Below are 25544 nucleotides of genomic sequence, written 5' to 3' on the forward strand. Positions count from 1 at the left end.
TGCAGGCCGCGAGGTGGAGGGCTATTCCGGCTTGAGGTGGCTATTGTTCATGCATCCGCCGCAGTTCCTTGCGGATCACCTTGCCGGTCGTCGTCATCGGCAGTGAGTCCATGAATTCCACCAGGCGCGGATATTCGTGCGCGGCGGCCTTGCGGCGCACGTGGTCCTGGAGCTCGGCGACCAGTTCGGCGCTGCCCTGGTAGCCGCTGTTGAGCACGATGCACGCCTTGATGATCTCGGTGCGTTCGGCATCGGGCACGCCGATCACCGCAGCCATGCGCACCGCGGGATGGCCCAGCAGGCAATCCTCGATCGGGCCTGGGCCCACACGATAGCCCGCCGTGGTGATGACGTCGTCGCCGCGCCCCATGAACCAGATGAAGCCGTCGGCGTCGCGTTTGCCCCGGTCGCCGGTCAGCAGGTAGTCGCCGGCGAAGCTGTCGGCCGTGGCGCGCGGGTTCCACCAATATTCCAGGAACATGACGGGGTCGGGACGGTGCACGGCGATGTGGCCTTCGACGTCGTCGGGGAGGATCCTGCCCGCGTCGTCGATGATCTGCACGTCGTGACCCGGCACGGGCCGGCCCATGGCGCCGATGCGCGGCTCGAAGAGGGCGGCGCACGACGAGACGATCATGTTGCATTCGGTCTGGCCATAGAACTCGTTGATGGTCAGGCCGAAGTTCTGGCGGCCCCATTCGATGAGCTCCCTGCCCAGGGTTTCGCCGCCGCTGGCGATCGAGACGAGCGCGAATGGGCCATGGCGCCCCGGATCGCCGGCCGCCCGCAGCAGCTTGAGGGCGGTGGGCGGCAGGAAGGTATGGGTGACGCCATGGCGCGCCATGAGTTCGAGCGCAATGTCCGCGTCGAACTTGGGCAGGCGGCAGGTCAGTACGGGAATCCCATGATGCAGGGATGGCATCAGCACATCCAGCAGGCCGCCGATCCAGGCCCAGTCGGCCGGCGTCCACATGAGCTGCGCCCGGTCGGGAAAGAAATTGTGCGAGATCTCGACCCCCGGCAGGTGGCCCAGGAGCACACGATGGGCATGCAGTGCGCCCTTGGGCTTGCCGGTGGTGCCCGAGGTGTAGATGATGAGCGCGGGGTCCTCGGCCAGGGTGTCGACGGCGGTGAATGCGCCGTCCTGGTCCTCGACGGCCTGCCAGAACGCATGCAGGCCGGGGACCGCGGCGCCGCCATCGATGCTGAAGACGGACGCGAGTTCGGGCAAGCCCTCCCGGATGGCGGCGATCTTGTCCAGGCTGTCTGCGTTGGTGACCAGGGCGCGGGCGCCGGAATTTTCCAGCCGGTATTGCAGGGCCTCGGTGCCGAACAGGGTAAACAGCGGCACGGCGATGGCGCCGAGCTTGTAGATGGCGATGTGGGCGATCGCGGTTTCCAGCGTCTGCGGCAAGAGGATGCCGACGCGGTCGCCGCGATCCACGCCCTGGGCCCTGAGGGCCTGGGCGAACCGGTCGGACCAGGCCTTGAGCTGGTCGAAGGTATAGCGCCGTGCGCCGTCGGGCGTCTCGACGATCAGCGCGAGGCGCCCGCTGCCGTCGGCCCACTTGTCGCAGGCGTCCACGCCGATGTTGTAATGCTGGGGGATGGACCAGGTGAAAGCCTGTCTGGTGTGTTCGTAGTCGGCGCCGGCCTGCAGCATGGGTACCTCGCGAAAGTTATTCTGATTCTGGGTCGATGGTGCCTCTATCGTACTGCGATTGGCGCGCGCGTGGACCTGGACGGAAACCGCGGCGCCCCAGATCCTGGAGGCGCCGCGGCGGGGGCTGCGGTCGGAGACCGGTCCGCGCGAGGGCGGCCGGCCGGCGGGAATGCGGACCTCAGTCGATGAGCGTCCAGTCGCCGCTCTTGATTTCCAGCATGCGGAAGGCGCTGAGATCCAGGCCCATGTGATCGGTCGGCGACAGGTTGAATTCGCCGCCGGTGCCCATCAGGCCCTTGGTGTTCTCGATGGCGTCGCGGACCTTTTCCTTGTCGGTGCTGCCGGCGCGCTTGATGGCGTCGACCGCGATCATCAGGCCGTCGTAGGCATGGCCCCCGAACGTGGACACGTCGGATTTCCAGCGCTCTTTGTAGGCCTTGCTGTAGGCGGTGACGACGGGTTTTTGCGCGTCGCTGTCGGGCAGCTTGTCGGCCACCACCAGGGCCGCGCAGGGCAGGCGCACGCCTTCGGCGGCATCACGCGCGAGCTTGATGAACTCGTCCGAGCAGACGCCGTGCGCGTGGTAGAGCGGCAGCGTGATGCCGAGCTGCTTGTAGCTGCGGCTGGCCAGCGCCGGGCCTTGGCCCAGGCCGATGATGAAGACCGCCTGTACATCGCCGTTGTTCTTGATCTTGGTGAACTGCGGGCTCATGTCGGTGTCCTTGGGACCGTAGGTCTCTTCGGTCACGATCTGGATGCCATAGCCGTCCACCACCGCTTCGGCTTCTTTCTTGCCCGACTGGCCGAAGCCGCTGGTCTCGGTCACCAGGGCGATCTTGGTGATGCCCTGCTTTTTCATGTCCTCGAAGACCTTCTCGGCGGCCATCCGGTCGGTATGGGGCGTCTTGAAGAGCCATTTCTTGACCGGGTCGATGATCACGGTGGCGCCGGCCAGGGAGATGAACGGGATGCCGGCCTTGTCGACCAGGGGATACATCGACATGGTCGACCCGGTGGTGGTGCCGCCGATGATGAGGTCGACCTGATCGTCGTGGATCAGGCGCTTGGCAAAGCCGTTGGCCTTGTTCGAGTCGCTGCCGTCGTCATAGTAGACGAGCTCCAGTTGGCGGCCGAGCACGCCGCCTTCCTTGTTGATCGACTCGATGTACATCTCGAGGGTCTTGACCTCGGGGTCGCCCAGGAAGGATGCGGGGCCTGTGGCCGAGAGGACCGAGCCGATCTTGATGGGATCGGCGGCGGTCGCGCCGAGGCTGACCATGGCCAAAGCCGCGCCAGCCACCCAATGCTTGATAGTGAACTTCATGGTTTGTCTCCTTGAGGGTCGACTAGGTTTTCTATGACCAGGGCGATGCCCTGGCCGACTCCGATGCACATCGTGCATAGGGCGTACCGTCCGCCGCGGCGGGCCAGTTCGTACATGGCGGTGGTCACCAGCCGTGCGCCGCTCATGCCGAGCGGATGGCCGATGGCGATCGCGCCGCCGTTGGGATTGACATGAGGCGCGTCGTCGGGCAAGCCCAAGTCCCGCAGGACGGCCAGGGCCTGGGCGGCGAACGCCTCGTTCAGCTCGATGACGTCCATCTGGTCCAGCGAGAGCCCGGTCTGTGCGAGCACCTTGCGCGTGGCGGGCGCCGGGCCCATGCCCATGATGCGCGGCGCGACGCCCGCGGTGGCCATGCCGACCACGCGCGCCCGCGGCGTCAGGCCGTGGCGCCGCGCCCCTTGCGCCGACGCCAGCAGCAGCGCACAGGCGCCGTCGTTGACCCCCGAAGCGTTGCCGGCCGTCACGCTGAGGCCGGGACCGTTGATGCCCTTGAGGCGGGCCAGGCCCTCGAGCGTGGTGTCGGGGCGGGGATGCTCGTCGGTATCGAAGAGCAGGGGATCGGCCTTGCGGCGCGGGATCTCGACGGGAAGGATCTCGTCCTGGAACCGGCCGGCGGCGTGGGCGGCCGCCCAGCGCTGCTGGCTGCGCAGGGCGAAGGCGTCCTGGTCCGCGCGCGTGACGCCGAAATCCTCGGCCACGTTGTCGGCCGTCTGCGGCATGGAGTGCGTGCCGTAGGCCTCGTCCAGGCGGGGATTGACGAAGCGCCAGCCGATCGTGGTGTCGAAGATCGCCGCCTGGCGCGACCAGGCCTTGTCGGCCTTGCCCATGACGAAGGGCGCGCGCGACATGCTCTCGACACCGCCGGCGATCATCAGGTCCGCCTCGCCCGCCTTGATCGAGCGCGCCGCCAGCCCGACGGCGTCCATCCCCGAGCCGCAGAGGCGGTTGAGGGTGGTTCCCGGGACGGTATCCGGCAGGCCCGCGAGCAGCGCCGCCATGCGGGCCACGTTGCGGTTGTCCTCGCCCGCCTGGTTGGCGCAGCCGTACAGGACGTCATCGATGGCCGCGGCGTCCAGCCCCGGCGTGCGGCCCATCAGGGCGCGCATCGGCAGGGCGGCGAGATCATCGGCGCGGATGGCCGACAGGGCGCCGCCGTAGCGTCCGATGGGGGTGCGTATCGCATCGCAGATGTAGGCGTCCATGCCGGCCTCAATGTTGTTTCGGGCGCTCATCGAACACGCGTCGGGCCTTGCCGGTCTGGGTGCGCGGCAGGCTGCCGTAATGCGTGACCGAGACCTTGGTCGAAATGCCGATGTTGGTCTTGATGTGGTGCTGCAGGCGCTTGGCGATCTCGGAAATCTGCGCCGCGTCCAGCGCGTCGGCGTCGTGCTGCAGCTCGCAGCGGATCTCGACGTTGTCGAGGTGGCCTTCGCGCGTGAGCATGATCTGGTAGGTGCCCGCCAGCGCCGGATCGCGCAGGATCTGCTCCTCGATCTGGGTGGGGAAGACATTGACCCCGCGGATGATCAGCATGTCGTCCGAGCGCCCCGTGATGCGGCCCATGCGGCGGAAGCTGCGCGAGGTCGGGGGCAGCAGGCGCGTCAGGTCGCGGGTGCGGTAGCGGATGATCGGCAGGGCCTCCTTGGTGAGCGAGGTGAAGACCAGTTCGCCTTCCTCGCCGTCGGCGACCGGCTGGCCGGTCTCCGGATTGACGATCTCGGGATAGAAATGGTCCTCCCAGATCACCGGGCCGTCCTTGGATTCGACGCATTCCGAGGCGACCCCCGGGCCCATGACTTCGGACAGGCCATAGATGTCCACGGCGTCCAGGCCGAGCTTGCGTTCGATCTCGCCGCGCATGCCCTCGCCCCAGGGTTCGGCGCCGAAGATCCCCACCTTCAGCGAGATGTCCTCGGGGGCGATGCCCTGGCGTTCGAATTCCTCGGCGATCACCAGGGAATACGAGGGCGTCACCATGATGATGTCGGGACGCAGATCCTGGATGAGCTGGACCTGTTTTTCGGTCTGGCCGCCGGACATGGGGATGACGGTGCAGCCCGCGCGCTCGGCCCCGTAGTGGGCGCCCAGGCCGCCGGTGAACAGGCCATAGCCGTAGGCGACGTGGCAGATGTCGCCAGGGCGTCCGCCCGCCGCGCGGATCGAGCGCGCCACCAGGTCGGCCCAGTTGTCGATGTCGTTGAGCGTGTAGCCCACGACCGTCGGTTTGCCGGTGGTGCCCGAGGAGGCGTGGATGCGGGCGATGCGCTCGCGCGGCACCGCGAACATGCCGATGGGATAGTTCTCGCGCAGGTCCGCCTTGGAGGTACAGGGGAACTTGGCGATGTCGGCGAGGGTCTTGAGGTCGTCCGGATGCACGCCGCGCGCGTCGAAGGCGCGCTTGTAGTGGGGCACGTTCTCGTAGGCATGGCGGACGGTCCACTGCAGCCGCTGCAGTTGCAGTGCGGCGATTTCATCGCGGCTTGCGCGCTCGATGGGCTCGAGGTCTCCGGGTTTGGGTTGCTTGACGGGCATGGGGTGTCTCCTGGTGTGCTTGATCGTTCAGGCCTGGGGCGCCGGGTCGGATCCGTCCGCCAGCGATTCGGTGACCAGGCCCTGGATGCGGTGCGATTTGCCGCGGAACAGCGCGATGTCGCGTTCCCTAGTGAGGTTGCGCACGGTGATGTCGTAGACCCCGCTGCGGCCCGCCAGGGCGCGCTCGGCGGCGCTGGCCTGCAGCACGTCGTTTTCGTGCGCGGGAGCGAGGAAATCGATCTGGCAGGCCGAGGCGACCGTGTTGTGGTCGTAGCTGTTGCAGGCGTAGGCGAAGGCGGTGTCGGCCAGCGTGAAGATCATGCCGCCGTGGCACATGCCGTGGCCGTTGAGCATGTCGCGGCGCACCGTCATGGTCAGCGTGGCCGTGCCTGGGCCGACGGCCTGCAGGGCCATGTCCAGTGCATGGGCGGTGCGGTCGCGGCGCCACATGGCTTGCGCGGCGGCCTGGGCAACGGCCTGGGCGTCGTGGCGGGTCTGGGTGTTGCGGGCGTCAGTCATGGATGGGCCTTGCGGAATGAATGGCGTGCTGGATCAAAGGGGAAAGCCGGTAGCGGTCCTCGCCGTAGGCGGCGGCGACGTGGTTCAGGACCGTGCCGATCGACGCCGCGCCGAGGCGGTCGGCCCACTCCAGGGGGCCCAAGGGATAATTGACGCCCAGGCGCATGGCCTGGTCCACGGCCTGCGCCGTGCAGACGCCCTGGTTCACGGCGTCGGCGGCCTCGTTGGCCAGCATCGCGACCGTGCGCATGACGAGCATGCCCGGGACGTCGCCGATGCGCGCGACCTCGTGGCCCGCGGCCTGCAGCAGGCCCACGGCGTCGGCGATCGCATCGGCGCCGGCCTGCCGGGCGGCGGCGATCGCCACGCAGGAGGCCTGCGCGAAATCCAGCGCCAGGTCCAGCAGGACCGTGTCGGCCTGGCCGTTGTCGGCGGCGCGGCGGGTGGCGGTGCGGCCGTCGGTCAGGTACAGGGCCGCGCGGCCGATGCCGGCGATGCGCTGGTCGGGCGCCGCGGCGGCGCGCCGATGGGTGATGCCGCGCGCTTGGAGGCGGTCGGCCAGGGCTTGCGCCGCGGGGCTGTCGCCGTGGAGCGTGATGTCCGCGGGCGCGGCGCGCACAGCCTCGAGGCGCGGCGTAGGCCCCTGTGCCTGCGGCCGGTAGTCGTGGAAACCCTGTCCGGTCTTGCGGCCCAGTCGCCCGGCGTCGACCAGCTCCTGTTGGACCAGCGAGGGCTGGAAGCGCGGGTCCTGGTAGAAGGCGTTCCAGACCGAACACGTGACGGCGAAGTTGACGTCGTGGCCGATCAGGTCCATGAGCTCGAAGGGGCCCATGCGAAAGCCGCCGCTGGCGCGCAGGATGTGGTCCAGGGTGGCCGGGTCGCCGGCCTGCTCGAGCAGCAGGCGCAGGCCCTCGGCGTAATAGGGGCGGGCGACCCGGTTGACGATGAATCCCGGGGTCGAACGGGTATGCACCGGCGTCTTGCCCCAGGCGGCCGCCGTGTCGTGGAGGGTGGCGGCGGTGGCCGCGTCGGTGTCCAGCCCCGAGACGATCTCGACGAGCTGCATGCGCGGGGCCGGATTGAAGAAATGCATCCCGGCCAGTCGCCCGGGGTGTGCCAGCGCCGCGCCGATCGCGGTGATCGGGATGGACGATGTATTGCTGGCCAGCAGGCTATCGGACGCCAGGATCGTTTCCAGCCGGCGGAACAAGGCCTGCTTGGCCTCGAGCTGTTCGACGATGGCCTCGATCGTCAGCGCCGCGGGCGCCAGCGCCTCGAGGCTGTCGGCGATCGAGACACGCGCCCCGGCGGCTTGCGCCAGGCCGCTGTCCAGGCGGCCCTTGGCCGCGAGGCCGGCGAGCTGGCCGCGGATGCGTTCCGCGGCCTCGGCCGCGGCGCCGCCGCGCGCGTCGTGCAGCAGCACCTCGTGGCCGGCCAGGGCGGCCACCTGCGCGATGCCGGCACCCATGGTGCCGGCGCCGATCACCGCAATGCGGGCGTCAGTCTCCAGTCGGGCCAAAGGGTCAATCTCCGGTGAAGCGGGCAGGCCGTTTTTCGTTGAAGGCGGCCACGCCCTCGGCATAGTCGGCGCTCCAGCCCAGTTCGCGCATGAAGCCGCCCTCCATCGAGAGCTGCTGCTCGAGGGTGTGCATCGGGGCCGTATGCATGGCCTGGCGGGTGCGCACCAGCGCCTTGGTCGGGGCCTGGGCGAGCTGTCGTGCGATGCGGTCGACCTCGGTGCCGAAGTCGCCATCGGCCACGCAGGACCAGATCAGGCCCCAGTCCGCGGCGCGGCGCGCAGGGAGCTTGTCGGCCAGCAGCGCCAGACCCATGGCGCGGGCCATGCCTATGCGCTGCGGCAGGAACCAGGTGCCGCCGGTGTCCGGGATCAGCCCGATCTTGCTGAAGGCCTGCAGGAAGGCCGCCGATTCGGCCGCAACCACCAGGTCGCACGCCAGGGCGATCGAGGCGCCTGCGCCGGCCGCGATGCCGTTGACCGCGGCGAGGGTGGGCACGCGCAGGTTCTGCAGCGTCAGGACCAGGGGCTTGTAGAAATGCTCGACCGTGTGGCCGAGGTCGGGCATGCGGCCCGCCTGGATCTGCATGGCGCGATCCCCGAGGTCCTGGCCGGCACAGAACCCGCGTCCCGCACCGGTCAGCACCAGTACCCGCACGCCGGCGTCGGACTGGATCCGCTCGAGCGCGTGGCGCACCTCGGCATGCATGGCCTCGGTGAAGCTGTTGAGCTTGTCGGGGCGGTTGAGCGTGAGCCGGGCGATTCCGTCGGCGGATTCAAAAAGGATGTTGGCGTAGTCCATGGCGGTTCCCTGAGGGTTCAGACGTGGCGCCGGCGCTGCACGACGCGGAAGCGGTTGGCGACGAAGGCCGAATCGGCATAGGAGGCATTGGCCGCCGGGTTGCCGCCCGTGCCGTGGAAATCGGAGAACGCGGCCGATTGGTTGACGAACACGCCGCCGGTCAGGTTGATCGACAGGGCGACCTGGGCGCGCCAGGTCGCCTGCGTCATGGCCTCGATGACGGGCTCGCGCGTGCTGTAGATGGCGGCGGTCAGCGCCCCGTGGCGGCGGACGATGTCCTCGGCCAGGGCGATCGCGGATTCGCTGTCCGTGGCCCGCACCATGAAGCTGATGGGGCCGAATTGTTCCTGCGAATAGTGTGCGGCGTCGGCGGCATCGCAGGCGACCAGCACCGGCGTGCGCACGCGCGCCCGGGGGAAATCCGGGTTGTCCAGGGCCTTGGCCGCCAGGATGACCTGCCCCATGGCGCCGGCCGAGGCCTGCTCGATGCGCGCCAGGGTGTCGTCGGACTGGATGGCGCCCAGCACCGCGTGGGCGACCTCCGGCTTGGACAGGAAGACCTCGATCGCGGCGGCCAGGTCCTGGCCCACCTGCTCGAAGGTCTTGTGTCCCTCGTCGGTGTCGATGCCGGCGGCCGGCAGCACCAGGGCCTGCGAGGTGGTGCACATCTGTCCCGAATACAGCGACAGGGTGAAGGCGAGGTTGCGCAGCATGGCGCGGTAGGCGTCGGTGGATTCGATGACGATGGTGTTGACGCCGGCCAGTTCCGCATAGACCTGCGCCTGGCGGCAATGGTCGATCAGCCAGTGGCCGAAGGTATTGCTGCCGGTGTAGTCGATCGAGCGGACCTCGGGGTGGCGGAAGAGCGCCTGCGCCGCCTCGCGGTCGGCGGGCACGCACAGGGCCGCCAAGTTGGGATCGAGGCCGTGCTCGGCCAGGACCTCGCGGATCACGCGCACCGTGATGGCCGCCGGCAGGACCACCTGGCTGTGGGGCTTGAGCAGGACGGGGTTGCCGGTCGCGAGGGCGGCGAACAGCCCCGGGTAGGTGTTCCAGGTGGGGAAGGTCGCGCAGCCGATGACCACCCCGACGCCGCGTCCCACGATTTCGTAATTTTTCCGCATCACCAGGGCCGGATGCTTGCCTTGGGGCTTTTCCCAGGTGGCCTCATGGGGGATGAAGGACATTTCGCGCCAGGCGTAGGCGACGGCCTCCAGGCCGCGGTCCTGGGCGTGCGGCCCGCCGGCCTGGAACGCCATCATCCAGCCCTGGCCGCTGGTCATCATGACCGCGTGCGCGATCTCGAAGCTGCGGCGGTTGAGGCGCTCGAGGATCTCGAGGCAGACGCCCACCCGGCCCTCCGCGCCGACCGCCTGCCACTGCGGCATGGCCCGCAGGGCGGCGTCCACCAGGGCCTGGGGGTCGCATACGGGATAGCGCACGCCCAGCTCGACGCCGTAGGGCGAGATCTCGCCATCGTGCCAGCCGGACTGGCCGGGCTGGTCGAGTTCAAAGGAGCGGCCCAGGTGGGCCTCGAAGGCCGCGCGGCCGTCCGCGGGCGCGGCCTCCCCGTACGCCTTGGGACTGGGCGATTCGGAATAGGGCGACCAGTAGCCCCGTTCGCGGATGGCCGTCAGGGCGGAATCGAGGGTCTGTCGGTGCTTGTCCAGCAGTGCGTGCGGCATGAGGCCTCCTTGGCGGCGAATCCCGGTTTTCCGGGTGCGCCCCGGCTCAACGACCTTAACATTACGAACAAATTAGCGTGTTGTCAACGAAATGTATCGCTTTGGAGTGTGGTTATTTGTGGCCTAAAAGATTCCCGCCCATTGTCTGTGGAATTAAAAAATTCATATATATCAATGACATAATGATGATGTAGCCTCAGATTCATTTCGTATTCCCTGGCGAATGCTTTCATATAAAGGAAAACCCCAACCCGAAAGCGATACAAAATAACTTGACATCATCATGTCGTTCGTAACATGATGACGGCGTCCATTGCCACGGCCGGACGCCCCCCTTTGTTTCACCCACAATCAGACCCCCAATGACGGAGGAGTTATGTCAAGCAAAGAACGCTACGCGGACAAGATGGAGTTTCCGCCCGAGATCCAGCAGCCCAATGTCTATCCGCTGTCCTGGCACTCCAAGACCAAGAAACTCCAAGAAGTGTGGGAGGCCTCGCTGCGCGAGTACTGGGAGCCCGAAAAACTGCCCTGGGACACCCTGGACGTCGAAAGCTATTCCTGGGAGGAACGCGAGTGCATCGCCTACTGGTGGACGCTGCTGTCGGTCTTCGACGCCTCCGCGCCCCCGGTGTTCGCCGAGGCCCTCATCAAGACCTACGAGGTCCACGAGGAAGACCCGGTGCGCAAGTGCTTCTTCTCGGTCACCAGCGACGAGCAGAACCACGAGATCATGTGCGGCCTGTCCATCACCAAGCTGCTCGAGCATCCCGATCCCCTGACCTACGAGCCCAAGACCGACATCGGCAAGCGCCTGCAAAAGAACGCCCGCTGGCTGTATTTCAATGGCGCGCGCTACTGGAACGGCTACAAGCAGGCCGTGCCCAAGTACGACCTGGCGGTGCTGTTCAGTTCGTTCCTCATGGGCGAGATCGCCGCGGCCACCATCTTCAAGCAGATGTACGAGAACTCGCGCGAGCCCGTCTTCAAGGAGGCCTTCAAGAACATCGGCCGCGACGAGGGCCGCCACATGGCCATCTGTATGGCCGTGATGGAGCGCGACTATCCCGGCATCAGCGAGGAGCACAAGGCCGTCGTCACCAAGCAGATTCGCGCCGGCTACCTGTTCCTGTCGGCCGTGCTGTTCGAGCCCCCGATGGAATTCTGGGACCTGCCCGAGGACTTCATCGCCAACCAGCGCGAGGCCGAGCAGATCGCCCGCGATGCCGGATTCGGCATCCCCACCTACGAGGCCAAGCTCGAGAACTGGAAGAACGCCATGCTCAACCTCAAGGGCGTGCTGGACCGCTACGGCATCCCGTTCCCGGCGATTCCCGAGGTCGGCATCACCGGCGAGGAAATCTCCGACGTCGAGATGCAGGACATCATTCCGGTGTTCTAATCGCACCGTTCGATGTCGTGGGCCCATCCGGCGGACACCCTGATCCGGCGGGCGGGCCCTCTACCAGGGCGGTCGGCGAAGGCGCCGGCCGCCGTTCATATTGATTTCAGGAATTCCTATGGCACGCGTCACCATCGAGCCCTCCGGCAAGACCATCGAGGTCAAGGGCAACGACACTGTATTGATGGCTCTGGAAAAGGCGGGTTACGCGCTGCCGAACAACTGCCGGGCGGGCGCCTGTGGCGAGTGCAAGGTCAAGGTCCTGTCGGGCCAGTATGACCAGGGCATGGTCCTGGACATGGCGCTCTCGCAGGACGAGCGCCGCCAGGGCTATGGCCTGATGTGCATGGCCAAGCCGATCTCGGACGAGATGGTGATCGAGTGGGGCGACGCCGAAGCTCGGCCCAAGCTGTTCCCGCCGCGCGAGGGCGCGCTGTTCGTCGTGATCGACCGGCGCGAGCTCGCCTCGCGCATCATCGAACTGCGCCTGCGTCCGGTGGGCCAGCCCATCCGCTACTGGCCGGGCCAGTACGTGACGCTGGGCGACGAGCGCGGCGGCATCCCGCTGCGCGCCTACTCGATCTCGAACGCGCCGCGCCCCGACGGCGAGATCTCGCTGCAGATCTCGCGCGCCGACGGCGGCGTCACCAGCGCCTGGGTGCACGATACCGTCCAGGTGGGCGACAGTCTCAAGATCAACGGCGCTTATGGCACCTTCATCGGCGACCCTTCGGTCGAGACGCCCGTGCTCTGCCTGGCGGCCGGCACCGGCCTGTCGCCCATCATGGACCTGGCCGAGGCCGCATTGCGCCGCGGCTACAAGAAACGCGTGGACCTGGTTTTCTCCGCCAGGACGCGCGCCGACGTCTATGGCGTGGGCATGATGTCCTGGTGGCGGACCAAGCACCGAAATTTCGACTATAAAATTACGCTCACGCGCGAGCAGGCCGAAGGCTACCTGCACGGGCGGATCGACGCGATCCTGCCCAAGCTGTATCCCGACCTCTCTGCGCACAGTCTGTTCGTCGCCGGCAGTCCCGAGTTCGTGGACGCCTGCGTGGCGGTGGCCAAGACCCTCGGCGCGCGCGACGGCTTCATACACAAGGAAGGATTCTTCGCCCAGCAGCAGCATGCCGATGCCGAAGGCAGGTCTTTCTGAAACACACGACAGGACCCAGCGTCCCAGGGCTGACTTGATCCAATCCATTCAACGCCGCCTCGAGAGTTTCCGCCAACAGCGCCGCATGCGTGCGGGCTCCCTGATCATATCGGTCTTCGGCGACGCGGTCCTGCCGCGGGGCGGGCGCATCTGGCTGGGCAGCCTGATACGCCTGCTCGAGCCGCTCGACCTGAACGAACGCCTGGTGCGCACCTCGGTCTTTCGGTTGGCCAAAGAGGAATGGCTGCAGGCGCAGGCGCAGGGCCGGCGCGCGGAATACGTCCTGACGCACGCCGGGCGGCTGCGCTTCGAGGAGGCCTCGCGCCATATCTATGCCTCCTACGCCCCCATCTGGGACCGCCGCTGGCGCCTGATCCTGGTGGTGGGCGACCTCGATCCGCGCGAACGCGAGCGGCTGCGCCAGGCGCTTTTGTGGCAGGGTTTCGGCGCCTTGAACGCGGATTGCTTCGTCCATCCCTCCACGGACCTCGTGGCCGCCTTCGACACGCTGGTGGCCGACGGCCTGTCCGACCTGCTGGGCCGGCTGGTGCCGCTGCTCGCGGCCGACTCGCGGTCGGCCCTGTCGGCCTCCGATGCCGAGCTCGTCGCGCGCGCCTGGAACCTCGACAAGCTCGCTGAATCCTATAGCGGTTTCGTCTCGGACTATCTGCCGGTGCTCGCCGAACTGCGGCGGGACCGCTTTGCGCAGATCGATCCCGAGGAGGCCTTTCTGCTGCGGATCCTGCTGATCCACGACTACCGACGCCTGCTGCTGCGGGATCCGGAGCTCCCCGAGGTGCTGCTGCCGCAGGACTGGCCGGGACAAACGGCACGCATCCTGTGCCGCGAGCTGTATCGCCGCCTGTTCGAGCCCTCCGAGCGCCATCTGGACGAGCACATGCGCCTGGCCGACGGCTCCAACCCGCCCCTGCAGCCCGAAGGACTGGAACGCTTTCCCACCGACGATCCGCTGGCCGTGATCTCGCTCTGATCCGCTCCGTCCGGTGGCGGGCATCGCCGTATCGCCTCACGGGCGCCGGCGCGGGGATTTCTGCGCCGCGCACGACCCTTCATTTCCTATTTGATACATAAAATTCTTTTTATGGCATTTTTTTGTCATTCAAAAATAAGCGCCGTTTCACAGGCTGAGCTGATGAATCCATCAGGTGAGACGATCGTCATATTGATGGTTTTCCCCTATAAGGCGGGGAAGGTTGTCAGAATCGCTTGCGAAATCCTTCCAAATTCTCTACTTTTACACTGATACGTAATATGTGAGTGAACTCGATTAATTTGTATTATTAAGTCAGCCAGAGCGGCGGCCGCCACCGGCTCCCGGGACTGACTGTTTTTCCAGCACCCAAGGAGGCAAGACAATGACAGAACATGACGGCCGGCTCGCCGGCCCGATGGCCCCCCGGGGGGACACGTGATGCAGGCCGAGTTCTTGCAGTTTCTGTTTTCCGGGCTGACGGTGGGGACCACCTATGCGCTGGCCGCCCTGGGCTTCAACCTGATCTACAACGCGAGCAACGTCATCAACTTCGCGCAGGGCGAGTTCATCATGCTGGGCGGCATGCTGGCGGTGTTTTTCACGCAGGCCGGGGCGCACTGGGCGGTGGCCTTTGCGCTGGCGATCCTGGTGCCGGCGCTGGTGGGCGTGCTGCTGGAAAAACTGGCGATCGAGCCGGTCAAGGAGGCCGAGACCGTCACCCTGATCATCATCACCATCGGTGCTTCGCTGGTGATCCGCGGCGTGATCCAGGTGTGGCTGGGCAAGGGCGCGCACAGCCTGCCGCCCTTTTCCAACAACGACCCGATGTTCATCCTGGGCGCCATGCTGCTGCCCCAAAGCCTCTGGGTGTTCGGGGTGACGGCGATCGTGGTGGCGGTGCTCTGGTATTTTTTCAGCCGCACGCTGGCCGGCAAGGCCATGCTGGCCACGGCCTACAACCGCGTCGCCGCGGAGCTGGCCGGCGTGAACACCAACTGGGTGCTGTTCATGAGCTTTGCGCTGGCCGCGGCGCTGGGGGCGCTGGGCGGCATCCTGATCACCCCGATCACGCTGACCTCCTACGACGTGGGCATCATGCTGGGTCTGAAGGGCTTTGTCGCGGCGGTGGTCGGCGGCCTGGGCAACGGCCTGGGCGCGGTGGTGGGCGGCCTGCTGGTGGGCATTCTCGAGGCCATGGGCGCGGGCTACATCTCCTCGGCCTACAAGGACGCGATCCCCTTCGTGCTGATCCTGCTGATCCTGTTCTTCATGCCGCGCGGGCTGTTCGGCGGCAAATCGACGGACCGGGTGTGACCATGCGCAAGAACGCCTACATCGGCCTGGCCGTGCTCGTGGTGATCCTGGCCGTCATGCCCTTCATCGTGCCCAACAGCTACTACCTGGACATCGTGATCCGCATGTGCATCAACGCGGTCATCGTGCTGAGCCTGAACCTGCTGGTGGGCTATGCCGGGCAGATCAGCCTGGGCCACGCGGGCTTTGTGGGCATGGGCGCCTACGCCTCGGCGGTGCTGCCCACCCACCTGGGCTGGCATCCGCTGCCGGCGCTGCTCGCGGGGGCCGCCTGTACGGGGCTGCTGGCGCTGATCGTGGCGCGGCCCATCCTCAAGCTGCGCGGCCACTACCTGGCGATGGCCACCCTGGGCCTGGGCATCATCATCAACATCGTCATCCGCAACGAGGCCGCCTGGACGGGCGGCCCCGACGGCATGCCGGTGCCCTCGATGGCGCTCTTCGGCTTCGAGCTGGTGCGCGACATCCAATGGTACTGGGTGATTGCCGTCATCCTGGTGCTGAGCATCCTGGGCGCCATCAACCTGATCGATTCGCCGTTCGGGCGCGCGCTGCGCGGCCTGCACGGCTCGGAGGTCGCCTCGCAGGTCGTCGGCGTGGACGTGCCTCGCTACAAGGCGGCGGTGTTCGTGCTCTCGGCGGTCATGGCCAGCGTCATGGGCAGCATCATGGCGCACTACATCGGCTTCGTCAGTCCCGACGTGTCCAATTTCTTCCACTCCATCGAGCTCATCACCATGGTGGTGGTGGGCGGCATGGCCTCGGTGTTCGGCTCGGTGCTGGGCGCGGTGCTGCTCACGGCGCTGCCGCAGATGCTGGCGACCTTCGAGGGCTGGGAAACCGTGGTGTTCGGCGCGATCCTGATGCTGTGCATGATCTTCCTGCCGCGCGGCCTGGTGCCCACGCTGGCGGCGCGTTTCACGAAGGGGGGCTAGCATGGCCTTGCTCGAAGTCTGCGACCTGTCCATCCACTTCGGCAACGTGCGTGCCGTCCAGAACGTCAGCTTCTCGGTCGAGCAGGGGGTCGTGTATTCGGTGATCGGCCCCAACGGCGCGGGCAAGACCACGCTGTTCAACCTGATCACCGGCATCTACCGGCCCACGGCGGGCGCCATCCGCCTGGACGGCCAGGACATCCAGGGCAGCTCCCCCGACGCGCTGGCGCGCCGCGGCGTGGCGCGCACCTTCCAGAACCTGCAGGTCTGGATGAACATGAGCGCCATCGAGAACGTCATGGTGGGCGCGCACCTGCGCCTGGACCGCAGCATGTTCAAGGCGATGCTGCGCCTGCCGGCGCTGCGCAACCGCGATCGGGCCCTGCGCGAGGAGGCCGCCGAGCTGATGCGCTTCGTCGGCCTGGGCGGCTACGTCGAGGCGCGCGCCGACAGCATGCCCTACGGCGCGCTCAAGCGCCTGGAGATCGCGCGCGCCCTGGCGATGCAGCCGCGCATGATCTTCCTGGACGAGCCCGCCGCGGGCCTGAACCCCAAGGAGACCCAGGACGTGGACGCGCTCGTGCGCAGAATCGCCGCCTCCGGCATCACCGTCGTGCTGGTCGAGCACGACATGAAGATGGTGATGAACCTGTCCGACCGCATCCTGGTGCTGGACTACGGCAAGCGCCTGGCCGAGGGCACCGGCCCCGAGGTCCGCCAGAATCCCGAGGTCATCGCCGCCTACCTCGGCGGCCACGCCTGAAGGAGCCGACATGCACGCACTGGACATCATTCAGGAAGAACACCGCAACCTGTGGCGCATCGCGATCACCATCGATCTGGTGGCCGACGAACTGGCCGCGGGCAATACCGTGGACGTAGGCTTTTTCACGGCCTTGTTCGACTACATCCATGAATTCATGGACGGCTGCCATCACGCCAAGGAGGACGAATACCTGTTCCTGGCCATGCGGCGGCGCAGCGCCGAGGCGGCGACCATACTCGATCGCCTGCAGGCCGAGCACCGCAACGGGCCGGCCAACTTGCAGGCCCTGCGCGCCCAGCTGGCCGGGGGCACGCCGTCGCTGGTGCGCAACGAGGCCTTCATCGCCGGCCTGCGCGGCTATGCCCAGGACTTGAAGGGCCACATCCGGTCCGAGGAAAAGGACGCCTTTCCGCTGGCGCGCGAGGTGCTCGAGCCCGAGGACTGGGTCGGCATCAACGCGGCCTTCGGCGACAACACCGATCCGCTGTTCGGCGAGCAGGCACGCGCCGAGTACCGCGAGCTCTATCACCGCATCGCGACGCTGGCGCCCGAGTCCATCGGCCTGGGCGGCAGCAGCGCCGGCGGCTTGCGGCACCTGTCGGCTGCGGGGGCCGACAGCGCGCTGCTGCAGGTCACGGGGCTGGAGTCCTGTTACGGGCGCATCCAGGCGCTCAAGGGCATTGATCTGGAGGTGCGCAAGGGCGAGCTCGTGGCGCTCATCGGGGCCAACGGCGCGGGCAAGACCACGTTCCTGCGCACGCTCTCGGGCGTGCAGCCCATGAGTGCGGGCAGCATCCGCTTCAACGGCCAGGACATCTCGCGGCTGCGCTCCGATCTGCGCGTGCGCCGGGGCATCTGCCACAGCCCCGAGGGGCGGCAGGTCTTCGGGCCGCTGGCCATCGAGGACAATCTGCGCCTGGGCGCGTATACGCGCCCGCGCGGCCAGGCCGAGCAGGACCTGGAGCGCGTCTACGCCATGTTCCCGATTCTCAAGGAAAAGCGCCGCCTGCCCGCCGGCACCCTGTCCGGCGGCCAGCAGCAGATGCTGGCCATCAGCCGCGCCCTGATGGGGCGCCCGCGCCTGCTGCTGCTCGACGAACCCTCGATGGGCCTGGCGCCGCTCTTGGTCGAGGAGGTCTTCAACGTGATCAAGGCCCTCAAGGCCGAGGGCATCACCATCCTGCTCGTCGAACAGAACGCCTTTGCCGCCCTGGGGATCGCCGATCGCGCCTACGTGCTCGAGACCGGTCGCATCGTGCTCTCGGGCACGGGGCGCGACATGAGCCAGAACGAGCAGGTGCGGGCGGCCTACCTGGGCATGTGAGGGGCCGCAAGGCCGGCCATTGGATCCACAACATTCACCGCTGCAAGAGGAATTCATCATGAGCAAGCAATTCGCCTCCGTCGCCGACCTGGAGGAAAAAAAGACCACCTTTGCCCAGCTCTCCGAGCATTGCTGGTCCTACACCGCCGAGGGCGATCCCAATACCGGCGTGATCATCGGCGATGAGGCCGTGCTGATCTGCGATGCGCTGGCCACGCCGGTCATGGCCGCGCGCCTGATCGCCGAGATCCGCCAGGTCACCGACAAGCCCATCAAGTACGTCGTGCTGTCGCACTATCACGCCGTGCGCGTGCTGGGCGCCTCGGCCTATCGCGCCGAGGGCATGCAGGAGATCATCGCCAGCCAGGCCACCTACGAGATGATCGTCGAGCGCGGCGCCCAGGACATGCAATCGGAATACGAGCGCTTCCCGCGCCTGTTCCAGGATTTTGAGTCGATCCCGGGGCTGACCTGGCCGACCCTGGTGTTTCCCGACGAGATCACCCTGTGGATGGGCGAGGATCTGGAGGTCAGGATCATGCATCCGGGCCCGGGCCATACGCGTGGCGACACCGTGGTCTGGATGCCATCGGAGCGCGTGCTGTTCTCGGGCGACCTGGTCGAGTACGGCGCGGCCTGCTACACGGGCGATGCCCAGCTCGAGGAGTGGCCGGCGACGCTCGATGCGCTGGCGGCGCTGGGCGCCGAAAAGCTCGTGCCCGGGCGCGGCCCGGCGCTCGATACGCCCGAGAAAGTCGCCGCCGGCCTGGCCTACACCCGGGACTTCGTGACGACGCTGTACGGCTCGGCGCGCGAGGCGGTGGCCCGCGGCCTGGACCTCAAGGCGGCGATGGCGCACATCCGCGCGGCGATGGACCCGAAGTTCGCCGACGTGTTCATCTACGAGCACTGCTTGCCGTTCGACGTGGTGCGCGCCATGGACGAGGCCCAGGGCATCAAGCACCCCAGGATCTGGACGGCCGAGCGCGACAAGGAAATGTGGCACGCCCTGCAGGCCTGAACTTCGACACCATAAGAATTCGTATCGAGGAGACCCCCCCCCCATGCTCAGCACTTATCAGTACCCGAAGTATGAATATTCCATGCCGCCCGAACTGCGGGGCGGTGTGACCACGCGGCATCCCGTGGTCGTGGTCGGCGCCGGCCCCGTGGGCCTGGCGGCGGCCATCGACCTGGCCCAGCAGGGCGTCCCGGTGATCCTGCTCGACGACGACGACACGGTGTCGATCGGCTCGCGCGGGGTCTGTTATGCCAAGCGGGCGCTCGAGATCCTGGATCGCCTGGGTGTGGGCGACGAGTGCGTGGAAAAAGGGGTCAGCTGGAACGTGGGCCGCACCTTCTTTCGCGAGGAGGAGGTCTACAATTTCAACCTGCTGCCGCAGGCCGATCACAAGCGTCCCGGGATGATCAACCTGCAGCAGTATTACCTCGAGGAATACCTGGTGCGGCACGCGCAGGCCTTGCCCGATCTGGACCTGCGTTTTCGCAACAAGGTCATCTCGGTCAGCCCGGAGGCCGACGGCGTGGCCTTGCAGGTCGAGACGCCCGACGGCATCTACACGCTGGATGCCGACTGGATGGTGGTCGCCGACGGGGCGCGCAGCAGCATCCGCCGCATGATGGAACTCGAGGTCGACGGCAAGATCTTCATGGACCGCTTCCTCATCGCGGACGTGGTCATGAAGGCCGATTTCCCGGCCGAACGCTGGTTCTGGTTCGATCCGCCGTTCCATCCCGGCCAGTCCGTGCTGCTGCATCACCAGGCCGACAATGTCTGGCGCATCGATTTCCAGCTCGGCTGGGATGCCGACCCCGAGGAGGAAAAGCGCCCCGAGCACGTCATTCCGCGCATCCGCGCCATGTTGGGCGACGACCGGGAATTCGAGCTGGAATGGGTCAGCGTCTATACCTTCCAGTGCCGCCGGATGAGCAAGTTCCGCCACGGCCGCGCGCTGTTCGTCGGAGACGCGGCGCACCAGGTCTCCCCCTTCGGCGCCCGCGGGGCCAATTCCGGCATCCAGGACGTCGACAATCTGGTCTGGAAGCTGCGACTGGTGATCGAGGGCAAGGCGCCGGAGTCCCTGCTGGACACGTACTCCGACGAGCGCGTCTACGCCGCCGACGAGAACATCCTGAACTCCACGCGATCGACCGATTTCATCACCCCCAAGAGCCGCATGTCGCTGGTGTTCCGCAACGCGGTCCTGACGCTGGCGCGTGACTATCCCTTTGCGCGTGCGCTGGTGAACTCCGGGCGGCTCTCGGTTCCCAGCTGCCTCGAGGATTCGCGCTTGAATACGCCGGACACGGCCTCATTCCTGGGCGACATGGCGCCCGGCACGCCGGGCGACGACTGCCCGATGCGCGCTCAGGTGGACAATTTCTGGCTGCTGGACAAGCTGGGCAACCGTTTCCAGCTTCTGGTCTACGTCGAGGATCCCGCCAAGGTGCCGCAGGCGTCCGCCCTGCAGGCCCTCATGGCCGGCGACCTGCCCATCGAAGTCATCCTGGTGACCCCGCGCGGCGGCCGCTCGCCCGACGGCCTGCGCGTCTTCGAGGACTACACCGGACGCTTTGCCGAGCGCTACGACGCGCATCCGGGCACGACCTACCTGTTGCGCCCCGACCAGCACGTCGCCGCCCGCTGGCGCAAGATCGACCCGAACGCCGTGCGCAGCGCGCTGGCGCGCGCAACCTGCAAGCTCTAGGAGCCATCATGTCTCTCAATCTGCGGCCCAACCTGGGCGAACAAGGCAAGCGCTATATCCGGGCATACACGCCCGGCGATGATTTCTATGAGGAATTGATCGAGCTGCACCGCGACCTCAGCGAGGAGCAAAGCGCGCAGGTCAATGCGCGCCTGATCCTGCTGCTGGCCAACCATATCGGCGATCTGGCGGTCTTGCGCGAGGCCATGGCGATCGCGCGCAAGCACGTCTGAGCTTCAGGGTCCACGCGCCTGCGGGCCGCAAGCCGGTCCGTGGGCGGCCCTCAGTTCCAGCGGCCGTTGCGCCCGCCTACGCTGTGGCTGCCCGCGCCCAACAGGAGGACGGCGAGGCTGTTGAATAGAAAGAAACCCTGCAGTTCGAGGCCCCAGCCGCCTGACTGGCCGAGGGTGAACAAGTGGTTCATGTGAGCCAGGCCGATGGCGAACAGCATGTTGACCAGGGCGAGCAGGGCGCCCAGGCGGGTATACAGGCCGAGTATCAGCAGCACGGGTGCGAGGATCTCGCCCAGATAGGCGCCGTAGGCGATGAAGGCGGGCAGGCCGTTCGCGGCCAGGGCGTTGCCGATGCGAGCCACGCCGGTGTCCAGCTTGGACAGTCCATGCAACAGCAGCAGGATGCCCAGGTTCAAGCGCAAGACCAGTTTGCCCAGGTCGTCCAGAACGGTCGATGACATGTGCGGATCCTTGGAGGGCCTGTTGAGACTCCGGTGGTCGGGGCGACATGATTCGAACATGCGACCCTCTGCTCCCAAAGCAGATGCGCTACCAGGCTGCGCTACGCCCCGACGTTAGAGGGCCGATTCTAGCATGGGAGCCACGCAGGATTGGGGCCTTCAGGCCGGGGTCCGAAGCTTCAGTTCGGGCAGGGTATAGGCCTGGTGACGGTACACCCAGGCCGGCCATAGGGCGTGGGCCAGCGCCGTGCGCGCCAGGTCCGGGTCGGCAGGCATGGGCGCGTAGCCGTCCGGTGCGGTATATCGGTAGGTCCGCGCCGCCTGCTGCGGTTCCAGGACCACCAGCGTATCGCCGCTGAGGTAGCCGTAGTTGTCCTCGAATTGCATCATGGCGCGCCCGCCGCCGCCGCGGGTCAGGTCATGACCGATCATGGGGTGGCTGTCGCTCACGCCGATCAGCGACAGCAGCGTGGGCGGCAGGTCGATCTGGCTCACGATGCGCTCGTCGCGGCGGGGGGCGACGCCGCCGCCCAGGATCAGCGCGGGGATGTGGAAATGCCGCAAGGGCACGAGCTGCGCGCCGCCGACGCGCGAGTCATGGTCGGCGACGATCAGGAACACGGTGTGGTCCCAGTAGTCCGACTGGCGCGCCTGCTCGAAGAACCGGCCGATGGCCCAGTCCGCATAGCGCACGGTGTTCTCGACGGTGGCGGGGTTGCCCTCGACGGGAAAGCGCCCCGCCGGGTATTCCCAGGGCGTGTGGTTGCTGACCGAGAACGCCAGCGTCAGGGTGGGTTGCGCGCCGTCGGCCGCCAGCAGCGCGTGCAGCTTGTCGAACATGTCCTCGTCGCTGGCGCCCCAGGTGCCGACGAAGGCCGGCGACTCGAAGGTGGGCAGATCGTACAGTTCGTCGAAACCGTTGCCGAGGAAGAAGCTCTTCATGTTGTCGAAGTGGGCTTCGCCGCCGTAGATGAAGCGCGAGCGGTAGCCGTGCCGCTTCAGCAACTGGGCCAGTGTAAAGAATCGGCTCTGGGCATTGGTCAGGCGCAGCGCCGCATCCGAGACCGTGGGCGGGAAGCCGGCGCTCACCGCCTCCAGGCCGCGCACCGAGCGCGTGCCCGTGGCATACGCGCGCGTGAAGTTCCAGCCTTGCGCGGCCAGCGCATCGAGGCAGGGGGTCAGGCCCGCGCCGCCCAGGTTGCCGACGTACTGGGCGCCCAGGCTTTCTTCGACGATCAGCACCAGGTTCAGCGGCCGGGCCGGATTGCGGCTGGCCTGCTGGGCATGCAGCGAGGGAATGTCGGTGTCCGAGGGCGGCGGAAAGCCCGCCTGTTCATGCACCAGGGCGTGCATCTCGGCCTCGGGCATGTCGCCGTAGACGTCGGCCGCGGAGCGCTCGTTCTTGATGGCGTAGAGGGCGAACAGGACGCTGTAGAGCGAATTCAGGGGCAGGGTGTTGAGCAGGCTGTCGCCGCACCAGGCCACCGAGGCCGGGTTGATGGGACGGTGTCCCAGGGTGCCGCGGATCGCCAGCACGATGGCCGCCGCGATCGCCAGGCTGATGACGGGCCGCCACCAGAATCCCGGCAGCACGTCCGGTTCGGCGCGGCCGAACCAGGCCCACCCCAGGCCGATCGCCAGCGCCAGCACGAGGACGGCGGCCAGCAGGACCAGCTTGTAGCCCTTCCAGAGCATGCCGAAGACTTCCTTGGGGTACTTCAGGTACTCGATGTAGAGGCGGTTGGGCCGGCTGTCGTATTCCAGGATGAATTGCGGCGTCGAGACCTCCAGCAGCACCATCAGGATCCAGGCCGCCATCAGCCAGGCGCCGGTGATCGCGATCGCCAGCGGACTGTCGCCCACCCAGGGTGCGAGCAGGGCCGGGATGCCGGCCCACATGGCGACCTGGTTGAGGTCGATGCGCAGGCCCCAGGCGAGGATCTTGCGCGGCCCTCCGGCGGCGCGCACGCGCGGCCACAGCCAGGCGATCAGCAGGATCCGGCTGAGCGTCAGCAGGATCAGCGCGGCGAGGGCGAAGGCCAGGACCTGGGTGCCCATTGCTCAGGGCACCAGGGCGATGCCGAAGCGCACCACCGGGCTGGCCTTTTGCTGGTATCCAAGCAGGGTTTCACCGTATCCGCGGAAGTACTGCGCGTACAGGTAGCCGTTCATGTGCAGGAAGGTATGCCGCAGCGGCCAGGCGGCCTCGAGCTGTACGGCGTTGCGGCCTTCGGAACCCTGGCGATAGAGGCCGCTGAGGGCCCAGCTGTCATCCTGCGCCCAGCGCAGCTTCCAGTCGATGCGGCCCAGATAGTCGGGATAGCGCATGTCGCGGTCGGTCGAGAAATAGTATTTGAACCGGGGCGTGAAGCTCAGTTGGCTGCCGCCCTCGAAGCGGTAGTTGAATGCCGGCTGGACGTAGAGATCGTTCAGCGAACGGGAATCGTCGTCGTTCTTGCCGTTGGACAGGTGCTCGACGCCCGCGTTCAGGCCGACCGACCAGTCGTGCGACCGGGATTCCCACAAGACGTCCTTGTTCCAGAACAGGCTGGGATTATAGGAGGTGTCGACGAAGGGGATGGAGTCCGAATGCAGGTCCCAGAGCGAGGTCTGGGTATAGCCGAAATACCAGTTGTCCATGAAGCCGGCCTTGGCCGGATCCTCGGGACTGAGCAGCCGGTACTTGAAGCTGAGCTGGAAGCGCGCGTCGGCGCCGTCGCGGTTGCCGACGATGAAGTAGATCGGCTCGTAGGGCGAGATCGCGTTGCGGAACGTGTCGAACGGCGAGGGCTCGCCCTCGGCGATGCCGGACCCGGACCCGGACCCGGATTCGGCCGCGGCCGCGGCCGCGGTGGCCATGGCGCCGGCGCCGGCCACCAGCTTGGCCCCCCCTCGGCCGGATCCGCCATCCACCACATCGAGGGCCAGCGCCGAGTCGGGCTGGCCCTCGATGCGCAGGCGCCGCAGCCCTGACGCGCCCTCGGGGGCGGTGGCGGTCCAGGCAATCTGCGCGAAGGTATTGGCCGGCAGCACGATCGTGTCCGGCGGGCTGGACAGGGTGAAGCGCAGGCTGCGCGAGCGGCCGGCCCCATCCTGCAGGCCGGCCTCCAGCGTGGCCGGCGGCACGACCGTCAGCGCGTTGCCCGTGTCGTTGAAGATCACGCCCTGCAGCTGGATAGCCTGCCCGGCCTGGACGCTGGGCTGGGTCAGTCGGTATACGATGCCGGCATGCGCTGCCGGAAGTGAGGCGGCTGCCAGCCAGAGCGGCACGAGGCGCCGGAAGAGCTTGCGAAGCGGCGGATGGATCATGGGCATGCCGGGCTATAAAGGGGATACTGCGGAACTTTAGCACTTGCGCGCTAAAATGCCCGTTTCCCGGTGTGACAGCACGCCGGCAAGCGCCGCCCTTAGCTCAGTTGGATAGAGCAACGGCCTTCTAAGCCGTAGGCCGCAGGTTCGAATCCTGCAGGGCGGGCCAGATCAGAACAGCCACAGCCGGACATGCACCCAGCCCGCATCCTGGGCCGCCTCTACGGCTTCGAACAGCGGGATGGACAGGAAGTAGGGCAGGGCGTCACGCATGGTTTTCCAGACCCCCGGCAAATCCACGGTGACCCGTTGCGGCGTGCGCCAGAGGCTCGGGCGCGGCCCAAAGCGCGGGACGCGCGCGCAATAGGCATCGTAGCCGGCGCCAAAGGCCGTGTGCAGCAGTTGCTCCTCCTCGGCCACGATCCAGCGGAACACCGCGAACGCCGCCAGGGCCAGCGCCAGCCCCACCACCAGGCTGCCCGTCTGCAGGCCGATGCCCAGCACCGCCAGGACGGAAAAGACGTACAGCGGGTTGCGGCTGACCGAATAGGGGCCGTCGGCGATCAATTCCGCCCCTTTGCGTCCGCCCAGGTACAGCATGCAGGCGCAGCGGCCGAGCAGGGCGAGGAGCATCAAGCCCAATCCCAGCCATTCGAGGCCCTGGTTGACCCAGCCGGCCTGCGGCCAGGCCGACGCGATCCATGGCGATGCGAGGACGGCCGCGACGCCCAAGAGGGTGAGCGCGTGGCGACGCAGGACCTGGGCCTGTGCCAGGCGCGCCCAGACGACATCGAGGCCGGGGCCCGCTCCTCGTATTTCCGAGGGCTTGGAGAAAAAAACAGGATTCGACATGGAG

General features: G+C 67.2%; 22 protein-coding genes, 2 tRNA genes and 1 pseudogene. 12 read left to right on the forward strand and 13 right to left on the reverse strand.

What is annotated here, in order from left to right:
• Positions 1-40: 40 nt before the first annotated feature.
• From OOZ48_RS04465 to paaN, 8 genes are all read right to left on the reverse strand, one after another.
• Positions 41-1663 carry an acyl-CoA synthetase gene (locus OOZ48_RS04465; protein ID WP_269496031.1) on the reverse strand — a complete coding sequence of 541 codons (1623 nt, stop codon included), beginning with the start codon at positions 1661-1663 and terminating at the stop codon, positions 41-43.
• Between the two features lie 178 nt (positions 1664-1841).
• Positions 1842-2987 (reverse strand): ABC transporter substrate-binding protein, encoded by a 1146-nt coding sequence (locus OOZ48_RS04470; protein WP_269496034.1) that lies wholly within the window; start codon positions 2985-2987, stop codon positions 1842-1844.
• The gene (gene pcaF / locus OOZ48_RS04475; RefSeq protein ID WP_269496329.1) at positions 2984-4210 is read right to left on the reverse strand and encodes a 3-oxoadipyl-CoA thiolase; all 1227 of its coding nucleotides are present in this window, start codon (positions 4208-4210) and stop codon (positions 2984-2986) included. The genes OOZ48_RS04470 and pcaF overlap by 4 nt, the downstream gene beginning before the upstream one ends.
• Positions 4211-4217: 7 nt before the next feature.
• Positions 4218-5540, reverse strand: a complete 1323-nt coding sequence (paaK, locus tag OOZ48_RS04480) for a phenylacetate--CoA ligase PaaK (protein WP_269496037.1) — start codon at positions 5538-5540, stop codon at positions 4218-4220.
• A gap of 27 nt (positions 5541-5567) precedes the next feature.
• Positions 5568-6059: a hydroxyphenylacetyl-CoA thioesterase PaaI gene (gene paaI, locus OOZ48_RS04485; protein ID WP_269496040.1), complete on the reverse strand. Its 492-nt coding sequence runs from the start codon at positions 6057-6059 to the stop codon at positions 5568-5570.
• On the reverse strand, positions 6052-7578 hold the full coding sequence (locus OOZ48_RS04490; protein WP_442867525.1) for a 3-hydroxyacyl-CoA dehydrogenase: 1527 nt from the start codon (positions 7576-7578) through the stop codon (positions 6052-6054). Before OOZ48_RS04490 ends, paaI begins: the two co-directional genes overlap by 8 nt.
• 4 nt (positions 7579-7582) lie before the next feature.
• On the reverse strand, positions 7583-8377 hold the full coding sequence (gene paaG, locus OOZ48_RS04495; RefSeq protein WP_269496045.1) for a 2-(1,2-epoxy-1,2-dihydrophenyl)acetyl-CoA isomerase PaaG: 795 nt from the start codon (positions 8375-8377) through the stop codon (positions 7583-7585).
• 17 nt (positions 8378-8394) lie between these two features.
• Complete coding sequence (gene paaN / locus OOZ48_RS04500) at positions 8395-10062, reverse strand: phenylacetic acid degradation protein PaaN (protein WP_269496048.1); 1668 nt, start codon at positions 10060-10062, stop codon at positions 8395-8397.
• A gap of 376 nt (positions 10063-10438) precedes the next feature.
• On the opposite strand from paaN, the gene OOZ48_RS04505 reads away from it, so the two are divergent.
• From OOZ48_RS04505 to OOZ48_RS04555, 11 genes and pseudogenes are all read left to right on the forward strand, one after another.
• Entirely contained in the window at positions 10439-11464 is a 1026-nt protein-coding gene (locus tag OOZ48_RS04505) for a hypothetical protein (protein ID WP_269496049.1), read from the forward strand.
• Between the two features lie 118 nt (positions 11465-11582).
• Entirely contained in the window at positions 11583-12623 is a 1041-nt protein-coding gene (locus OOZ48_RS04510) for a 2Fe-2S iron-sulfur cluster-binding protein (RefSeq protein WP_269496052.1), read from the forward strand.
• A 34-nt stretch (positions 12624-12657) separates the two neighbouring features.
• A complete protein-coding gene (gene paaX / locus OOZ48_RS04515; RefSeq protein ID WP_269496054.1) occupies positions 12658-13614 on the forward strand; it encodes a phenylacetic acid degradation operon negative regulatory protein PaaX in 957 nt (318 codons plus the stop codon).
• A gap of 441 nt (positions 13615-14055) precedes the next feature.
• The gene (locus tag OOZ48_RS04520) at positions 14056-14931 is read left to right on the forward strand and encodes a branched-chain amino acid ABC transporter permease (RefSeq protein WP_269496055.1); all 876 of its coding nucleotides are present in this window, start codon (positions 14056-14058) and stop codon (positions 14929-14931) included.
• Positions 14932-14933: 2 nt separating this feature from the next.
• Positions 14934-15866 carry a branched-chain amino acid ABC transporter permease gene (locus OOZ48_RS04525; protein ID WP_269496056.1) on the forward strand — a complete coding sequence of 311 codons (933 nt, stop codon included), beginning with the start codon at positions 14934-14936 and terminating at the stop codon, positions 15864-15866.
• A 1-nt stretch (position 15867) separates the two neighbouring features.
• Positions 15868-16629 carry an ABC transporter ATP-binding protein gene (locus OOZ48_RS04530; RefSeq protein ID WP_269496057.1) on the forward strand — a complete coding sequence of 254 codons (762 nt, stop codon included), beginning with the start codon at positions 15868-15870 and terminating at the stop codon, positions 16627-16629.
• A 10-nt stretch (positions 16630-16639) separates the two neighbouring features.
• Positions 16640-17038, forward strand: a pseudogene (locus tag OOZ48_RS04535) (hemerythrin domain-containing protein); the annotation flags it as partial.
• Positions 17039-17254: 216 nt separating this feature from the next.
• Positions 17255-17956, forward strand: a complete 702-nt coding sequence (locus tag OOZ48_RS04540; protein ID WP_269496331.1) for an ABC transporter ATP-binding protein — start codon at positions 17255-17257, stop codon at positions 17954-17956.
• A 58-nt stretch (positions 17957-18014) separates the two neighbouring features.
• Positions 18015-18977, forward strand: coding sequence for an MBL fold metallo-hydrolase (locus OOZ48_RS04545; RefSeq protein WP_269496058.1), 963 nt, complete (start codon positions 18015-18017; stop codon positions 18975-18977).
• A 43-nt stretch (positions 18978-19020) separates the two neighbouring features.
• The gene (locus tag OOZ48_RS04550) at positions 19021-20685 is read left to right on the forward strand and encodes an FAD-dependent oxidoreductase (RefSeq protein WP_269496059.1); all 1665 of its coding nucleotides are present in this window, start codon (positions 19021-19023) and stop codon (positions 20683-20685) included.
• Between the two features lie 8 nt (positions 20686-20693).
• A complete protein-coding gene (locus OOZ48_RS04555; RefSeq protein WP_269496061.1) occupies positions 20694-20918 on the forward strand; it encodes a DUF2783 domain-containing protein in 225 nt (74 codons plus the stop codon).
• Positions 20919-20968: 50 nt separating this feature from the next.
• On the opposite strand, the gene OOZ48_RS04560 is transcribed toward OOZ48_RS04555, so the two are convergent.
• From OOZ48_RS04560 to OOZ48_RS04575, 4 genes are all read right to left on the reverse strand, one after another.
• Positions 20969-21379, reverse strand: a complete 411-nt coding sequence (locus OOZ48_RS04560; RefSeq protein ID WP_269496062.1) for a DoxX family protein — start codon at positions 21377-21379, stop codon at positions 20969-20971.
• A 34-nt stretch (positions 21380-21413) separates the two neighbouring features.
• A tRNA-Pro gene (locus OOZ48_RS04565) sits at positions 21414-21490 on the reverse strand.
• A gap of 48 nt (positions 21491-21538) precedes the next feature.
• Positions 21539-23437 carry an LTA synthase family protein gene (locus tag OOZ48_RS04570; RefSeq protein ID WP_269496064.1) on the reverse strand — a complete coding sequence of 633 codons (1899 nt, stop codon included), beginning with the start codon at positions 23435-23437 and terminating at the stop codon, positions 21539-21541.
• A gap of 3 nt (positions 23438-23440) precedes the next feature.
• A complete protein-coding gene (locus OOZ48_RS04575) occupies positions 23441-24688 on the reverse strand; it encodes a phospholipase A (protein ID WP_269496066.1) in 1248 nt (415 codons plus the stop codon).
• 92 nt (positions 24689-24780) lie between these two features.
• Between OOZ48_RS04575 and OOZ48_RS04580 the strand changes: the two genes are divergently transcribed.
• Positions 24781-24857: transfer RNA gene (locus tag OOZ48_RS04580), tRNA-Arg, on the forward strand.
• A 2-nt stretch (positions 24858-24859) separates the two neighbouring features.
• On the opposite strand, the gene OOZ48_RS04585 is transcribed toward OOZ48_RS04580, so the two are convergent.
• On the reverse strand, positions 24860-25540 hold the full coding sequence (locus tag OOZ48_RS04585; RefSeq protein WP_269496068.1) for a methyltransferase family protein: 681 nt from the start codon (positions 25538-25540) through the stop codon (positions 24860-24862).
• Positions 25541-25544 lie beyond the last annotated feature (4 nt).

The sequence above is a fragment of the Castellaniella sp. S9 genome (genome assembly GCF_027257175.1).
In the GTDB taxonomy this organism is placed as follows: Bacteria; Pseudomonadota; Gammaproteobacteria; order Burkholderiales; family Burkholderiaceae_B; genus Castellaniella.

Coding starts and splice junctions, on each gene's coding strand:
- OOZ48_RS04465 (WP_269496031.1), bottom strand. CDS start 1,663: ATGCTGCAGGCCGGCGCCGACTACGAACACACCAGACAGGCTTTCACC.
- OOZ48_RS04470 (WP_269496034.1), bottom strand. CDS start 2,987: ATGAAGTTCACTATCAAGCATTGGGTGGCTGGCGCGGCTTTGGCCATG.
- pcaF (WP_269496329.1), bottom strand. CDS start 4,210: ATGGACGCCTACATCTGCGATGCGATACGCACCCCCATCGGACGCTAC.
- paaK (WP_269496037.1), bottom strand. CDS start 5,540: ATGCCCGTCAAGCAACCCAAACCCGGAGACCTCGAGCCCATCGAGCGC.
- paaI (WP_269496040.1), bottom strand. CDS start 6,059: ATGACTGACGCCCGCAACACCCAGACCCGCCACGACGCCCAGGCCGTT.
- paaG (WP_269496045.1), bottom strand. CDS start 8,377: ATGGACTACGCCAACATCCTTTTTGAATCCGCCGACGGAATCGCCCGG.
- paaN (WP_269496048.1), bottom strand. CDS start 10,062: ATGCCGCACGCACTGCTGGACAAGCACCGACAGACCCTCGATTCCGCC.
- OOZ48_RS04505 (WP_269496049.1), top strand. CDS start 10,439: ATGTCAAGCAAAGAACGCTACGCGGACAAGATGGAGTTTCCGCCCGAG.
- OOZ48_RS04510 (WP_269496052.1), top strand. CDS start 11,583: ATGGCACGCGTCACCATCGAGCCCTCCGGCAAGACCATCGAGGTCAAG.
- OOZ48_RS04520 (WP_269496055.1), top strand. CDS start 14,056: ATGCAGGCCGAGTTCTTGCAGTTTCTGTTTTCCGGGCTGACGGTGGGG.
- OOZ48_RS04525 (WP_269496056.1), top strand. CDS start 14,934: ATGCGCAAGAACGCCTACATCGGCCTGGCCGTGCTCGTGGTGATCCTG.
- OOZ48_RS04530 (WP_269496057.1), top strand. CDS start 15,868: ATGGCCTTGCTCGAAGTCTGCGACCTGTCCATCCACTTCGGCAACGTG.
- OOZ48_RS04545 (WP_269496058.1), top strand. CDS start 18,015: ATGAGCAAGCAATTCGCCTCCGTCGCCGACCTGGAGGAAAAAAAGACC.
- OOZ48_RS04550 (WP_269496059.1), top strand. CDS start 19,021: ATGCTCAGCACTTATCAGTACCCGAAGTATGAATATTCCATGCCGCCC.
- OOZ48_RS04555 (WP_269496061.1), top strand. CDS start 20,694: ATGTCTCTCAATCTGCGGCCCAACCTGGGCGAACAAGGCAAGCGCTAT.
- OOZ48_RS04560 (WP_269496062.1), bottom strand. CDS start 21,379: ATGTCATCGACCGTTCTGGACGACCTGGGCAAACTGGTCTTGCGCTTG.
- OOZ48_RS04570 (WP_269496064.1), bottom strand. CDS start 23,437: ATGGGCACCCAGGTCCTGGCCTTCGCCCTCGCCGCGCTGATCCTGCTG.
- OOZ48_RS04575 (WP_269496066.1), bottom strand. CDS start 24,688: ATGATCCATCCGCCGCTTCGCAAGCTCTTCCGGCGCCTCGTGCCGCTC.
- OOZ48_RS04585 (WP_269496068.1), bottom strand. CDS start 25,540: ATGTCGAATCCTGTTTTTTTCTCCAAGCCCTCGGAAATACGAGGAGCG.